At 41.8% G+C, this 16374-nt stretch carries 12 protein-coding genes; 1 reads left to right on the top strand and 11 read right to left on the bottom strand.

Annotated features, from left to right (window positions below):
* Positions 1 to 28: 28 nt before the first annotated feature.
* Positions 29 to 523 carry a ribonuclease HI gene (gene rnhA / locus M2408_RS10700; protein ID WP_259181598.1) on the top strand — a complete coding sequence of 165 codons (495 nt, stop codon included), beginning with the start codon at positions 29 to 31 and terminating at the stop codon, positions 521 to 523.
* Between the two features lie 193 nt (positions 524 to 716).
* Here rnhA and M2408_RS10695 read toward each other — a convergent pair whose 3' ends face one another.
* From M2408_RS10695 to M2408_RS10645, 11 genes are all read right to left on the bottom strand, one after another.
* Positions 717 to 2339, bottom strand: a complete 1623-nt coding sequence (locus M2408_RS10695; protein ID WP_259181597.1) for an arylsulfatase — start codon at positions 2337 to 2339, stop codon at positions 717 to 719.
* A 311-nt stretch (positions 2340 to 2650) separates the two neighbouring features.
* On the bottom strand, positions 2651 to 4243 hold the full coding sequence (locus tag M2408_RS10690; protein WP_259181596.1) for an arylsulfatase: 1593 nt from the start codon (positions 4241 to 4243) through the stop codon (positions 2651 to 2653).
* A gap of 33 nt (positions 4244 to 4276) precedes the next feature.
* Entirely contained in the window at positions 4277 to 5746 is a 1470-nt protein-coding gene (locus M2408_RS10685; RefSeq protein ID WP_259181594.1) for a RagB/SusD family nutrient uptake outer membrane protein, read from the bottom strand.
* Between the two features lie 15 nt (positions 5747 to 5761).
* Positions 5762 to 8815, bottom strand: a complete 3054-nt coding sequence (locus M2408_RS10680) for a TonB-dependent receptor (protein WP_259181592.1) — start codon at positions 8813 to 8815, stop codon at positions 5762 to 5764.
* Between the two features lie 582 nt (positions 8816 to 9397).
* Positions 9398 to 10354, bottom strand: coding sequence for a thioredoxin-disulfide reductase (gene trxB, locus M2408_RS10675; RefSeq protein ID WP_120257380.1), 957 nt, complete (start codon positions 10352 to 10354; stop codon positions 9398 to 9400).
* Between the two features lie 27 nt (positions 10355 to 10381).
* Complete coding sequence (locus M2408_RS10670; protein ID WP_259181588.1) at positions 10382 to 11335, bottom strand: 3'-5' exonuclease; 954 nt, start codon at positions 11333 to 11335, stop codon at positions 10382 to 10384.
* A gap of 71 nt (positions 11336 to 11406) precedes the next feature.
* Positions 11407 to 12729, bottom strand: coding sequence for a pitrilysin family protein (locus tag M2408_RS10665; RefSeq protein WP_259181587.1), 1323 nt, complete (start codon positions 12727 to 12729; stop codon positions 11407 to 11409).
* On the bottom strand, positions 12719 to 13978 hold the full coding sequence (locus M2408_RS10660) for a pitrilysin family protein (RefSeq protein WP_259181585.1): 1260 nt from the start codon (positions 13976 to 13978) through the stop codon (positions 12719 to 12721). Before M2408_RS10660 ends, M2408_RS10665 begins: the two co-directional genes overlap by 11 nt.
* 17 nt (positions 13979 to 13995) lie before the next feature.
* Positions 13996 to 14895, bottom strand: a complete 900-nt coding sequence (hemF, locus tag M2408_RS10655; protein ID WP_259181583.1) for an oxygen-dependent coproporphyrinogen oxidase — start codon at positions 14893 to 14895, stop codon at positions 13996 to 13998.
* 16 nt (positions 14896 to 14911) lie between these two features.
* The gene (locus M2408_RS10650; RefSeq protein ID WP_120257375.1) at positions 14912 to 15916 is read right to left on the bottom strand and encodes an NAD(P)H-dependent glycerol-3-phosphate dehydrogenase; all 1005 of its coding nucleotides are present in this window, start codon (positions 15914 to 15916) and stop codon (positions 14912 to 14914) included.
* A gap of 76 nt (positions 15917 to 15992) precedes the next feature.
* Positions 15993 to 16340, bottom strand: a complete 348-nt coding sequence (locus M2408_RS10645) for a Rieske (2Fe-2S) protein (protein ID WP_259181579.1) — start codon at positions 16338 to 16340, stop codon at positions 15993 to 15995.
* Between the last annotated feature and the right edge of the window lie 34 nt (positions 16341 to 16374).

The raw sequence follows: 16374 nt of genomic DNA, 5'->3' as shown, positions 1-16374 counted from the left end.
AACGCAAATTTATCTAAGTTTGAAGGGTATGATCGAATTATATACAGACGGGGCATCAAGCGGAAATCCGGGACCGGGTGGTTATGGAACCATTTTGAGGACCATTTATACAGGCGACAACGAAGCATTTAAAGGGAAACTCATCGAAAAGGAATTTTCAGGAGGGTATCGAAAAACGACAAACAACCGCATGGAGCTAATGGCTGTTATTGTGGGGCTGGAAGCATTAAAAAATTTAAACCAAGCGGTTACTGTATATTCCGATTCCAAATATGTCATTGATGCGATTGATAAAAAATGGGTCTATGGCTGGATCCAAAAAGGATTTGCCGGAAAAAAGAATAAGGACTTATGGATACGTTTAATGAACGTCTATAAATTACACAAGGTCAAGCTGGTATGGGTCAAAGGGCATGCTGGTCATCCTTTGAACGAACGCTGCGACCGCCTGGCTGTTGCAGCTTCCAAAGATAAGAGTACCTGGAAGATTGACACAGTATTTGAAGTCGAAGAAAACAAATAGTGAATGTAACTATTCCAAAAGTCAGCTTTCTAAAACTGAACCCAATTGGAATTGAATATCGAATGTTCAATTGTTATAGCAGAGCAGCAAATCCTTTGGATTTGCTGCTCTTTTGTTTGGTCTACACTTCTTCGGATCAATTTGCATGTTCTCCCGTATACCTGAAGCTCAGTTTTATAAATGTTTCCCCCTCCTAAAAGCGAAACGCTGGTGCAGCGATTTCTTGGGTTTTACTCGCTCTAAATTCCTTCATACTGACAGGTTCCTTACGCTCCAATTCAGCGAAATCCACCACCCCATTATCCCTTGCCCAACGAAAATAAGCTGTTGATAAACGTGATACAACTCCGTGATGTTGGCTCGCTATATCTTTTCGTTCTGTGGGGTCTTGGTCCAAATCGTATAATTCCCATTTATAGGAAGGCCAGGTTGATACCAATTTCCACTTTCCGATCCGCGCGGCACGATTACCTGCCCGTTCCCAAAACAGACCTTCTTCCCGTTTGACCGTATCCTGTTGCTGTAACAATACGGGAACCAGGCTTTTCCCGGGAAGCTTATTCGCCTGATGTCCTTGATATTCTTTTGGATACACAGCTCCAGCCAATTCATAGAAGGTCGGCGCCAAATCTATGATATGCCCAGTACCCTTTTTAATACCCTGTGCGATCTTGCCTGGAAACCAAGCTATAAACGGCGCGTTGATACCACCTTCATAGGTATAATCTTTAAAGGCCTTGAATGGTGTGTTTGATGCATAGGACCAGTTTTTACTTTGTGATTCGAATGAGCCCACCGTGCCAACCGGACCATTATTTAATCGAGCACCATGAAACCAACGAACAAGATCCTCTGCTGGTGCTCCATTATCAGACAGAAACACGATTAAGGTATTGTCCAATTGTCCGTTGTCTTTCAGTTTTTGCAATAGTTTGCCTACAGTCTGATCCAGACGGTCGACCATCGCGGCGAACACCTCCATTTTCTGGGCCCATAGCTGTCTTTGATCAAAAGATAAACGCTCCCAATCGTAAATATCTTCATCAGCAACAGAGAGTGCAGTTCCATTTTCAACAATACCCAATTGCTTCTGACGCTCAAAACGCTCACGACGGATACTTTCCCACCCTTTATCATAGCGTCCCTTGTACTTGGCAATATCCTGTGGCAGGGCAACTAAAGGCCAGTGTGGCGCAGTATGTGCCAAATACAGAAAGAAGGGTTTATCTTGACCTTTGATCTGATCCAAAAAGCCTTCGGCTGCCCGATTGATCAGCTCTGTGGAAAAGGAACTTTCCAAGGGATAACCCGCGGAATCTGTTGTTTTATTGAAAGTTGGAGCACCCGAATCAGCATTCTTTTCCTCTCTTGGGAAAACTAAGTCAAAACCCCGATCCCAAGGTAGACTCTTGCCTTTACCAGATACATGCCATTTGCCTGATGTCGCTGTGATGTAACCATTGGAGCGAAGGACTTCAGCGATGGTCAGCGACTCCGCATTGATATAACCCTGATAAGCCGGTAGACCTAGATCATTTGAGAAATACCCCACCCCTGCTTTGTGCTGATACTGCCCCGTAATCAGCGATGCACGTGTAGGTGCGCAGATGGAGTTATTGTAAAACTGTTTCAGCCGTATCCCTTCATTGGCCAAACGGTCGAGATTGGGGGTTTCAATCTCTGAGCCGTAGGCACCCAAATCTGAATACCCAAGGTCATCCGCGAGAATCAAGATAATATTTGGTTTTTTACTTTGTGCCAGAACAGTACCTGCCCATCCAAAAATAAGGGCTATATATAATGTTATCTTTTTCATCTGTATAAATTATTTGTTCATCAATTATTTTTAGATTAAGACATTCACGCTGCCTTTGGCGGTATAAGTGTTGGTCTCATCGGTATAAATGAGCTCGTTTACTCATTAAATTAGTACTTTAAGGTATTCGCGAGCTCAATCGTTCGGTTCACTCGGTTTGTTTATTCAATAATCAATTTTCCCTTTAAGGTATTATTTATAAGTATTTATTTTCAATGGTATTCATGAGCTCGGTTCATGCAGCCTTCGGCGGTTTCAATTGTGATGAAGCTATTTAAATTATCTAGCCATTAGCCAGTTACTTCCTGTGCTTAGCGGAATTGACCGGTTGGCTTTAGCCGTCTATAATCTACCACGCCATTTTCCTTTGCCCAGACTGTATAACGAGCTTCGAGATCTTTGACGATCTCAGGGTATTGATCGGCGAGATCTCTATTTTCTCCGCGGTCTTCGTCGATATTATACAGCTGCGGCTTATTTCCCTCCTTAAATAAAGAGACAAGTTTCCATTTACCATATCGAACAGCTTTGTTTCCGGCCCGTTCCCAAAACAAGGGCGCTTGGCGGTCAACCTGGTTTTTGTCTGTATGCAATAGCTGCCGTAGACTTATACCTGGTAGTGGGTTGGTGGTCAAGTCCCCTTCTTTCGATGGATATTTCGCTTGTGCAAAATCATACAATGTAGGCGCAATATCAATCAGGTGTCCTGTTCCCCGCTTCACAACATTGGCTTTAACTTCTTTGGGATACCAGACAATAAAGGGTGAACCGATGCCCCCTTCGTAAGGATTGTCCTTATAGCTCCGCAAGGGTGAATTTCCTGTTTGGGACCAGCTGCTATTTTGCATATCATAGGAGCCTGGCAAACCAACGGTTTCGGTATTTCGGGATGTATAAATGCGATTACGCTCACCACCTTGGGCGCCGTTATCGGATAAAAAGATGATAATGGTGTTCTTATCTTTTTTTAGTTCTTTTAATGTCTGCCGAACCTTTCCGATGCTCTGATCCACACGATCGATCATTGCGGCAAACACTTGTTGCCGACGTTGCCAATATTGTTGTTCATCATAGGTAAGCTTGTTCCATTCCTGCACACTTGAATCCTTTGCAGCGATAGTCTGACCTTTGGGAAAAACACCTTTTTGAAGTGCATTTTCGTAGCGTTTCACACGCAGGCTATCCCAACCTTGTTGGTATACGCCATTATATTTTTGGGTTTCCTCTTCCGGAGCCTGCAAAGGCCAATGTGGCGCATTAAAGGCGAGATATAGAAAAAATGGTTTTTTATCCTGCGCCTGCTCGCGTAGAAAACCGATTGCCTGATCAGTGATTTCATCTGTTAGATACCGATTTTTAGGTAAATAGAAGGCTTTATTGTTTCTATACAATGGTACGGTAGGGTTTTCGGGATCATTGATTTCATAAAAATTGGAGGCCCCGCCTACAAAATTAAAGGAGCGTTCAAACCCACGTTGTGCAGGCCATTGATCATTATCGTCGCCGACATGCCATTTCCCGGAAATAATAGTCGAATAACCTGCTCCTCGAAGTATTTCGGCCAATGTCCGCGATTCTTGATTTAGAAATCCCTGATAGGCCGGCAAGCCGAGATTAACGTTAAAATAGCCCATACCGGCGCGATGGGCATATTGCCCAGTCAACAATGTTGCGCGTGTTGGGGCACAGATCGAATTGTTATAAAACTCCTGAAAACGCGTGCCTTGTTGCGCCAATTCCGTCAAATTCGGTGTATGGAAATCTGTCCCACCATAAGGCTCTATATCTGAAAAACCCAAATCGTCGACCAGAATCAAGACAATATTTGGCCGCTTATCCTGCGCTGTACTTCTATTCAGCAAGCTACTTAAACCGGTCAATAAAAGAATAAATACTGTTTTCATAATTTATCTCGTTTTGTTGAACTTATATCTTTATTATTTCGCCAACCAATCTGGATGTTGGACCAGTTTTGGGTTTAAATTCAGCTCTCGCTGCGGAGTTGGAAAGTGAAGGTGTCTTGCTGCTGCGTTTGTTTTCCCCGCTGCTTTGAGTTTTGTGACGTAATAGTTTGCTCCCCGACGTACGAGGTCAAACCAGCGCTGGTACTCATACACCAATTCCTTGCGGCGTTCTTCAAATACAAGCTCCCGAAAACTATCTTTATTCTCCTTATCCAGCACGTTCTCCACCCCTGCCCGTGTGCGTACCGCGTTGATTGCATCTCTTGCTTCCTTCGTAGGACCATTTAACTCATTTTCCGCTTCAGCAAAAATGAGTAAGACCTCAGCATAACGGATGATGGGTGTATTCTTCGCAGACTGTGACTGGTTACCGACCACGGTCTCATCGTAATACTTATTGAATTGTGGCTTAGCCAATGCATAGTATTTCCCGTCGGCAGGTGATGTCATGCCAGTTGTAAATGTGATGGGGAGACGTTTATCGGTTGCTACGAAGCTTTTGTAAAGCCCGCCTTCGGCGTGTAGGGCGTCGGCATAATCCCCATTGATACCTGGTATATCGGCTGGTGCCGAACGACTGGCCAATGAATTGCCCTGATAGCCGCTGTTCCCTTTAAACTGCGCTGAGAAAATATGTTCAACACCATTTTTTTTCTCTATATCGAAGACATCAGCGAAGTTCGGAAAAAGCGCATAACTCTCTTTATCAATCACCTCCTTAGCAAGCAGTTTGGCATTTGTCCAATCCGCTCGGGTTAGATATACCTTAGCCAAAAGACTTCTAGCCGCTCCGGATGTAGCACGCCCCTTATCTGCATCGCTATAATTCTTATAATTTGGCAGACTGGAGGCCGCTTTCAGATCATTGATGATCTGTGCATACACATCATCTTCAGAGGCCTTTGTCACATACAACTCTTGCGTGGATAAGGTTTCTATAGGGCGTACCACAAGCGGAACTGGACCAAACCAGCGTACCAGGTTGAAGTAGTGCAATGCACGGAGAAATTTTGCTTCATTGATCAGACGCTGCTGTACTGTTGCTTCAATCTGATTTTGTGTCATCCCTTCGATATTGACAATGTTTAGGTTTGATGCATTAATTGCATCGTAGCTCTGTTTCCAGAGTTGCTCCATTCGATCATTTGAGGCGTCATGGGTCAGATTGCTTAGGGCACGTACATGGGCATTCCGTGCTCTGGGTCCAGCTTCATAGTCATCTGTTGCCATCTCCACACCAATCTGGAAAAGGCTATTGTAAAGAGACTGCCCTGTCTCATACAATTTTCGATAAGTACCTGTTACAGCGGCAACTGCTTGCCCCTGATTGAGGTAAAACTGTTCTGAAACCAATGCGCTTTCGGGGTTTTCAGTCAATTTTGAGCAGGATATCCCTGTCAGCAAAATCAATACTACAGTAAGATGGAAATGTATTTTTTTCATTGGTATCTGTAAAAATTAAAAGGTTAAGGAAACACCTAAGGAAACAGATTTGGCAGCTGGGTAAATACCGGCATCCGTCCCAATCTGAACATTGCTACCCGAAGTTACCTCTGGATCAAAACCCCTATAGCTCGTCCAGGTCAATAGATTTTGCGCTGTCAGGTACAGATTCAGATTTGTAATGTGCGCATTTTTTAACCATTCTTTTGGAAAGCTATAGCCAAGTTGTAGGGACTTCAATCGTGCGAAAGAACCACTTTCAACAAATTGATCCGAAAATATGGGGGCCGGATCTAGTTTCGCTCTAGGGTACAGTTGACTTGGATTACCCGCAGTCCAGCGGTCAAGCGCATCGATGGATGCATTCTGTTGCCCTGTAAACATCTCAAGATTTTGACGGTTGATATTCAGTAGATCGTTACCAACTGTTCCCTGAATCAAGAAAGAGAGATCAAACCCTTTGTAGGAAAAAGTATTGCTGATACCGAATATAAAATCAGGCTGGGCATTACCGATTAGCGTGCGATCATTGGCTGTTGTAAATTGACCGTCCCCATTAATATCCTTAAATAAGCGATCCCCGGCCTTGGGATTTGCATTTCCCGTCAATGCACCTTTACTACTTTCCTCACCCAACTGTAGAATACCGTCGGTAACGGTACCATAAAAAGTACCCAAGGGTTCGCCGACTTTAATAATATAGTTTCCTGAGATATAGGATGTCGCACCTTCACCGATAGTTAGTACTTTATTGCGGTTAAACGAAACATTCAGGTCGGTGTTCCAGCTCAGATTGCCTTGTAAATTTTTTGATTTCAAACCAAACTCCACGCCTTTATTGGAAACTGAACCAAAGTTTTGCAATGAAGTGGCATAACCCGAAGTCCAGGGGATCTCCACATTCAGTAATAGATCCTTTGTCTTTTTGTAATAATAATCAATCGTAAACTGTAGTCTATTGTTCAGGACAGTAAGGTCGAAACCAGCGTCATATTGAAAGGTTGTCTCCCAGCCCAGGTTTTTATTGGGTATACGTTGCGAGGCAAAGCCTGTTGCCAGGTTATTTCCAAAGAGGTAATTTAAACTATACAGGGTTGAAAGTGACTGGTATTGACCGATCTCCTGATTGCCGGTGGTACCGAAACTGGTGCGTATCTTAAAATCACTGACACCGGGAAAAGCTTGCTTAAAAAAAGACTCATTCGCTACACGCCAGGAGAATGCCAAGGAGGGAAAATTACCCCATTTATTGTCGGCACCAAATCTGGAACTTCCGTCGCGACGTATGCTCGCTGATGCATAGTATTTATTGGCATAATTATAATTAACCCGCGCCAGGTACGAATGTAGCACCCAATTGTAGGTATCCGAAGAAGGGCGTGTAATGGTGGAACCGCTCTGTAGGCTATTGAAAAGCAAATCGTCTGTAACAAAATTCTGTGCTCCAGCCCTAAATACTTCATTTTTATTTTCCTGCTGTGTAAAACCAAGCAAAGCATTAAAATTATGCTGTCCGATAGCGCCTGTATAGGTTAAGGTGTTTTCATTCAACCAGGATGTTCCATCTAAATTTCCTAGACTTGCCTCTCCTTTGGATCCGCTCCCTTCATAGATGTAGGATGGTAGATAGAATTTATCATCGCGGTTGTTGAGATCAACCCCAAAGAGCACTTTAGCTTGTAGCCCCTCTAATATACGATACTGCGCAAAGGAAGTACCCAGAATACGTAAACCATTTGATGTATTTGTGGTTTCTTTCAATGTCGCAATGGGGTTTGCAAAAATATTTTCAAATGGATTGCGTAGCGTATACGCACCATTTGGCTCGTAGATTGTTGCTGTGGGCGGCATAATGAGCAAGGCATTGACAATACCCGTTGGTGCAATCTGTGCATTGGTTTTATTGATAGATACATTGGCACCTACCTGCAAACGATCGAAAGGATTTGCATTGATATTGGAACGGAACCCCAAACGTTTGAAGTCTGTATTTGCAATAACACCTTGTTGATCAAAATAATTGGCACCGAGAAAATACTGTACTTTTTCAGCACCACCGGACAGTGCAAGTTGATGATTTTGTATGTTACCTGTCCGAAAAGCTTCTTTTTGCCAATTTGTTCCTTCGCCCAATTGGTCTATCTCTGCCTGTTTACGATATTGATATGGACCTAAGCTGGGATTAGCATCATATAAGGCTTCGTTACGAAGGATAGCAAAATCATGGGCATTCAAGACATCAATGTTTTTGAGAACCCGCTGTACGCCTATACTACCGTCATAGTTCAATTGTACATGGCCAGCCTTACCTTTTTTAGTTGTGACCAAGATAACGCCATTTGCCCCACGAGATCCATATATTGCTGTTGCAGCAGCATCCTTTAGTACCTCAATGCTTTCTATATCTGCTGGATTTATGCTGGCCAGCGGATTGACAGGGGTGCCGCTTCCCACACCAGTGCTTTCTGTCTGGTTGTAGACTGGAAATCCATCGATGACATACAGAGGTTCATTTCCGCCTTGTATGGAAGCCCCTCCCCGAATACGGATGCTCACCCCTCCGCCGGGTTGTCCCGAAGTTTGTGTAACCTGGACACCGGAAATACCTCCTTTCAAGGTCTGATCTAGTGAAGAAACAGGCTGTCTGAGCAGATTTTCTGGCAAAGATGCCACAGCTCCCGTCAGATCACGGCGCTTTTGAGTACCGTATCCCACGACGACGACTTCCTCCAGATCTTCGGATGAAGGAACCAACTCGATAATTGCCGGTGATGTGTTGACGATTATTCTTTTCTTCTGGTAGCCAACAAAAGTTAAGATTAATGTAAAAGGCAGTTTTTGCCCGGTTACGAATTGGAATTTCCCTTTCTGATCTGTTTTTACGCTATGTGTAACAGCCTCCAACTGTATGGTCACCCCCTCGATGGGTTCTTTGGTCGTTGCGTCAATAACTGTACCTATTAGGGACGCGTTGATAATCGGTTGAGGTTGCTGTGCCTCCGCAAATACGAATGTATAGAGAAAAAGCACGACTAAAATAGCATACGGAAGTACGCTGAAATTTTTCATTGTCAGTTCTATTTAATATGAATATGCAAACAAGTGCCAACGCCATTTGGTACTCTTGTTTTTTAAAACTCGAATTGCTTGTTTAATGATTTATAAACAAGAAAGATGGTTGTGCTTAACTACACATTCGCATTCGACAAATGAAGAAGAAAAGATTAAAAGTTGGGATAGGTTTTAGGTTGCTTTTTAGCGGTTTTAGATAGTCGTTTTTCATACTTGTTCAAAATTTGTAGTCTAGATTTTATATTCGTTGCCAACGCCAATTGTTAACGACAATACAAATATATAAATAGTTTTCAAAAAGACGACTTATTTAGTAGTCTTTTTGAAAACTATTTATGATCTTCTTATAAAGGGCTCTTTATTGTGTGAGAAGAATCAATTAGCAGGTTATTAGTGGCAGTTCTTTCCTAAAAAAGTTATTTATTGTCGTAAGATAAATCTATCAGCAGGATTATTGTAGAAGATGGTGGCCTAAAACAACATAAGCCCGATATCGAATCGGGCTTATGTTTACATTTTTTTTGAGATTTCATCCTCGCTAGAGCTGATACCCCAAAGGTATCCACTATTTGGAGGATCTTATTCTCCGCTTTCTTTCGCAGCAAGATATCTTTCTGCTTCAAGCGCAGCCATACAACCTGTACCAGCTGCAGTGATCGCCTGGCGGAATATATTATCCTGTACATCTCCACAGGCAAAGACTCCTGGGATATTGGTTGCAGTACTATCTGGCTTGGTAATCAGATAGCCTGTTTCATCCATTTCCAATACGCCAGTAAACAACTCCGTATTGGGTTTATGACCGATTGCCACGAAGAAACCTGTTACTTCCAGATCTTTCTCAGATTGATCTTTATTATTGATTACACGGATTCCTGTCACCACTTGACCATCGCCTAAAACCTCTTTAGCTTCGGAGTTGTAATGTACTTCGATATTCGGTGTGTTCATTACGCGGTGTACCATTGCCTTAGATGCGCGGAACTCATCACGACGCACCAACATGTGTACTTTCGAACACAATTTTGCGAGATAAGTCGCCTCTTCTGCAGCGGTATCACCAGCACCTACGATAGCAACTTCTTGATTTTTAAAGAAGAAACCGTCACAGACAGCACAAGCTGACACACCAAAACCATTATATTTTTGTTCAGATTCTAAGCCCAACCACTTCGCTGTTGCTCCTGTAGCAATAATCACGGTGTCTGCAGTAACCTGAACTGTTCCATCAATTTCTACGCGGTGTACATCACCTGTGAAGTCTACTTTTGTCACATAACCAAAGCGTACGGATGTTCCAAAGCGTTCAGCTTGTTCCCGTAAGTCTTCCATCATAACTGGACCGGTAATCCCTTTTGGATATCCCGGAAAATTGTCCACTTCTGTTGTTTGTGTCAACTGCCCCCCCGGTACAATACCTGTATATACCACTGGTTTCATATCCGCACGGGCAGCATAAATTGCTGCTGTATATCCCGCCGGTCCTGAACCAATAATCAGACATTGTACATGCTCCACTTCTTGTTTGAATTCCATAATCCTTTTTCTAAGCTATTAATAAAGTTATTTTTTAAATTTATCTTGCAATCCTTTCAACATATCCAAAGAGATATTTTGAGCTTTCTCCTCTTTTTGCTGATTGAATTCCTTTTTAGCAGTTTTTTTATCTTCTACTGAATGCGTCGGAGCCGCTTTCGCTTTTTGCTCGCTTTTTTCTTTCTTATATCTGATCCAGATATTTTCCAGTACTTTTTTGGTATATAAAGGAAAATCACCGTTCTGCATCCAAGCATAGTAGCTAGGCTCCTGTTCAAAGACTTCTACAATCGGTTTTCCTTTGTGCTTACCAAAATTAATGGTCTCTAATCCATCTTCGTTATATACAATGCGACCGGCGAAATCCACGGGTTTACTTAAATTTGTAAATTCGTGCAACGCAGCAACATCATTGACAACAGGATAAGATACAACGCCATGACGATCTTCAAATGCTGATCCTTCGTATTTCGTCAACTGTGCTTTTAAGACTTCATATGTAGCACGAACATCTGCTTCGGCAGTATGTGCATTTTCAAGATTTTCATCACAATAAAACTTATACGCTGCCTTTAAAGTACGCTGTTCCATTTGATGGAAGATGTTTTGCACATCAACAAAAGCACGCCCTTCCAACGAAAAATCTATGCCTGCACGTAAAAATTCTTCCATAAGCATAGGCACATCAAACTTATTTGAATTGTATCCTGCCAAATCCGCATCGCCAATAAATGCCGCCAATTCGACCGCAATAGCTTTAAATGTTGGTGCATCTTTGATATCTTCATCCCGAATACCATGAAAGAAGGTTGATTCCGCAGGAATCGGTCTTTCTGGATTAATTTTCTTCGTATATACAGTTTCTTCACCACTGGGCACCACTTTCAAAAATGATACTTCTACAATACGATCTGTCGCGACATTAACTCCCGTCGTCTCTAAATCGAAAAATACCAATGGTCTCTTTAATTTTAATTCCATGCTGGATAGTATGCTTTTTTTACAAAAACCAAAAATACAAAGTTGAATTTGATTTTTGTAGTCTGTGAAATTTAATTTACAACCGCTTGATGAATCGGTTCCAACTGATTGAATTTACCTACGACAACCTTAATCATTTGGTTAAAATCGAGATATTTATTTGCGATATCACGAACTTTCTCGGGTGTCATGTTTTTGACCTGCTCCATGTAATAAGAATAATACGTTAAGCTCATATCGTTCAACAAGACATTTTTGAATTTATCCGCGTGAGAAAAGATACTCTCCAACGAACCCAACATCGATCCCTCCATATAGGTTTTCACCAACTCGACTTCTTCGTCTAGGGCTAATGTGGTCTTCAACAGGTTGATTTCTTTCTCGATCTCTGTTAACGTTGCATTTGTTACATCTACACCAACTTCCGTAGCAATTGTTAGGAAGCCGGTATGTTTTAAGGTCGCAACCGCCGAACCAATACTGTAGGTATATCCTTTTTCTTCACGGATATTTCGCATCAATCGCGAACCGAAAAATCCACCGAATAATGTATTTACAAATTGTAGCGCAGGGTAATCGGGATGGGTTCTCGAAATGGTTTGATTGCCCAGACGAATAGCTGATTGTAGTGCATTTTCTTTTTCTTCGTAAGCTATACCACCGGCATCTTGAATAAATACAGGATTATTTGCGGTAGTGACTGCTGCATCTTCTCGCCATTCGAATCCAAAAATCTGCTCCAACTCTTTCATCAAATTATCAGAAACATTTCCAGACACAATCAATGTGCAATTACTCGGCACAATTTCTTTCTGATATAATGCAATCAATTGATCACGGCTAATCAAATCATAATCAACTAGTTTTGGTGTACGACCATAACGGTTGCTTTCACCAAAAACCAAATTGTAAAACTTGCGTCGTGCCAGATAATCATTTTTTTGAATGGATACCTGAAATTTTTGTTTGTTGTTACGGAGATAGGTATCAAGTTCCTCCTGTGGAATAGATGCTTCTGTCAGTATATCTTTGACAAGCGGTAGCAGAACCTGGCTATGTCTGTTCAACGTATACAAGCACAAGGAGGTTACATCAAAAGAGTATTCAGGAACAAGAAATGCGCCATAAAAATCTACTTTGTCTGCAATCTCGGCACTAGACATGCTCATTGTACCTTCTTTTAGCAATGCACTTAATGCACTATTCAGGAGCGGATTTTCATTTTGTCCATCGAGGTATTTATTTTCAAAAATCCATTCAATACGGACAAGTTCCTGTTCTGGAGAATGAAATACATACACTGGCAATCCGTTTGCGAACTGTTTTTTGACAGGTTCCTTCAAACTTATATGACCGATTTCACGGAATTCAGGTGCTTTTGTTCTATCCAACATGTCGTATCTCCTCCTCTTGTGCTTTATACATTAATACTGATGCGTTTTCGGGATTAAAAATAGCTTGTGCTTGAGCTTGTACTTCTTGGGCGGTTACAGCCAAATATTTCGAAACTTCGGTATTGATACCATCGGCATCACCAAGCAACTCATGAAAGGCCAAATTCATTGCTTTATCCAAGATTGATAATTCAGCAAATACATTTGTCGACTCGATTTTATTTTTAACTTTTTCCAGTTCGGTATTAGATACCAATTCTTTTTTCAACAGATCGAGTTCTCCCCATACTGCACGTTCGGCTTCTTCCAACGATATTCCTTCGGATGGCTTACCTTCGATAACAAACAGGTTATTATCGATACTGCCCATCACATAGGCATTTAACTCACTAAAGAGCTGCTCTTCTTTTACTAGTCTACGGTATAGTCTTGATGAAGATCCTCTGGAAAGGATATCCGAGAGTAGGTCCATGGCAAAGTAACCATCTTCCAGTCGTGCTGGTCCGTGAAAAGCCATATAAAGTGCATCTAATGGTACTGGAGCAAAGGTCGTTTCCCTTCTTAGTTCCTTTTGTATCGGTTCTTGCGGTAGCTGACGGTTATATTTTTGACCAGGATCAATATCACCGAACCATTTCTGAACCAAGGATTTAACCTCTTCATAATGCACATCACCAGAGACAACCATAATTGCACTCTGTGGATTGTAATGTAATTTGAAAAAAGCCTTAACATCCTCCATCGTCGCATCTTCGATATGTTTTAGTTCTTTGCCAATGGTGGCCCAACGATATGGATGCACCTTATACGCTAAAGGACGCAATTTAAGCCAAGCATCCCCATAAGGTTGATTGAGATAACGCTGTTTAAATTCTTCACTCACAACATTCCGCTGTACTTCAAGACTCTGTGGAGAGAACGCTAAGCTTAACATACGATCCGATTCTAACCAAAGTGCTGTTTCCAGATTCGAAGAGGGTAAAGTAATATAGTAATTGGTGATATCATTGCTCGTAAAAGCATTATTCTCACCACCTACTTTTTGTAATTCTGTATCAAAACTAGGGATATTAACGCTACCACCAAACATCAAATGCTCAAATAAATGGGCAAAACCAGTCTGCTCCGGCGATTCGTCCCTTGCGCCTACATCGTACAATATATTTACACAGGCCATTGCCGTGTTATGATCCTCGTGTACCAACACACGTAGGCCGTTTTCTAAGGTAAATTTTTGGTATGAAACCATCTAGTTCTTTATCGATTTTATGAAATCCAGTTAATACCTTTTCGCAACAAGGATAAGGTCTTGGCTTCTTCGGAGCCTTCTTCAGGGTGATGATCGTATACCCAATTGGCTTGAGATGGTAGACTCATCAGTATGGACTCTATGCGGCCATTTGTTTCCAGTCCAAATTTAGTACCAGAATCCCAGACCAAATTAAACTCAACGTAGCGTCCCCGACGAATCAATTGCCAATTTTTCTGCGTTTCGTTATATACTTTATTTCTATTTTTTTCAACCAGCGCAGTATAGGTCGGTGCAAAGCTACGACCTAGGTCACAGGAAAATGCCAAGATATCTTCCATAGCCATACCTGTTTTCGCTGTGTTTAATTTATCGTAGAAAACCCCTCCTATTCCACGCGTTTCTTGTCTATGACGAATAAAGAAATAGTCATCGGCCCATTTTTTAAATTCATCATAAAAAGTCGGATTATGTTTATCACAGACCGTTTTCAATTGTTTATGGAAAAACTGAGCATCATCTTCATTCACATAATGTGGTGTCAGATCAATCCCCCCTCCAAACCAACGCATCTGTTCATTCAATTCGAAATATCGGATGTTCATATGAATGATCGGTACCCATGGATTATTGGGATGAATGACAATAGAAACTCCTGTGGCGAAAAAATCGTCTTCATCGACACCAAACGCTTTTTTTATTGTCTCAGGCAGTTTGCCATGCACAGCAGAAAAGTTGACTCCACCTTTTTCCAATATATTTCCGTTCTGAATAATCCGTGTTCGGCCACCACCACCACCTTCTCTTTCCCATAGTTCCTCCTCAAAGCGGGCCGAACCGTCCAAGCGTTCCAAGGCCTGGCATATTTCATCTTGAATTTCTTTATAAGCTAAAGCTATCGCTTCTTTTGTAATCATCTACTCTATCGCTAGTTTATGTTAATTTTTCGCTCAGGGCTTGAATAATTTTAGATGCAGGCTGATGTTGATATAAAATTTGGTATACGGCATCACAAATAGGTAGTTCGACAGCATATTTTTCGGCATATTCCTGAATACAAGCAGAAGCATAATAACCTTCGGCCACCATATTCATTTCAAGCTGAGCCGATTGCACACTATACCCCTTACCGATCATATTACCAAATGTTCTGTTGCGGCTAAACTGCGAATATGCCGTGACCAACAGGTCTCCCAGATAAGCCGAGGTATTGACATCCCGGGATGTATCGCCATCTACTTTAGCAACAAACCGACGCATCTCGCGGATGGCATTGGAAACCAAAACTGCCTGAAAGTTATCGCCATAGCCCAACCCATGGCATATACCCCCGGCAAGGGCATAAATATTCTTTAATACAGCTCCAAATTCAATTCCTAAAATATCTTCCGATAAGATCGTTTTAATGACTCTGGAAGATAAAAACGAAGCAACCAGGGCTGCACTATCCAAATTTTTGCATCCAAATGTCAGGTAAGACAGCTTACCTAAGGCGACTTCTTCCGCATGGCAAGGTCCTCCGACCACACAGATCCGTTCGATATCGACTGCGTAATGCTGTTCCAAAAACTCGCCGATAATCAGGTTATCCTTAGGAATTATCCCTTTGATGGCTGACACGACTATTTTGTCTTTAAAATCTTCCTTTGTGACTCCTCTCAATGCATCTTTTAAATAGGCTGCTGGCGTATTTAAAATAACAATATCCGAATTAACAACAACATTTTTGGCATTGGTATCGATGGTTGTAATACTCAAATCAACAGAAACGCCACTCAAATAGGTTGGATTGTGTTTAAATTGTTGAATATACTCTGCATCCTCCTCTTTTCTAATCCACCAAAAAATATGTTTGTCTTGGTCATTTTCGCATAGCATCTTGATCATGGCCGTCGCCCAGCTTCCGCTACCAATTATACCAATCTTTTTCCCCTGCATGTTTTTAATTTGTTTTCGAAAGCAAATATACTTATTTACTGCTTAGATATGCGATTGCATCAAGAGATATGATACTTTAGTTACTTTTAGAACCGAGAAAACTTTGCCAAAACCCTTTCTCAATACCCACATAATAGGCATTTTCTTCCTCTTTAACAGGGTAAATATGGATAAAGTCATGTTGGGCAGGATTACCCTTGCCTGTTACAAGATCAAATTCATGGCGATGGAAGGGACAGATCACTTTACCCCGTTCACACCAACCATTTTTGAGCGGAGCGCCCGCATGGGGACATTTCCTAGAGAAGGCATGCAATTGATCCTCAAACCAAGTAAGACAAATGGTCTTTCCGCCAAAATTATGCTCTGTTATCCCCTTATCCTTTAGAAATTGGGCATTATCAATTTTGTACCATCGAAGCATTCTACAAGATAGTTAAAAATTACAGTGAATTTTC

This window comes from Sphingobacterium sp. BIGb0165, from assembly GCF_024810095.1.
In the GTDB taxonomy this organism is placed as follows: domain Bacteria; phylum Bacteroidota; class Bacteroidia; order Sphingobacteriales; family Sphingobacteriaceae; genus Sphingobacterium; species Sphingobacterium detergens.
This window is presented reverse-complemented; position numbering and strand designations above follow the sequence as displayed.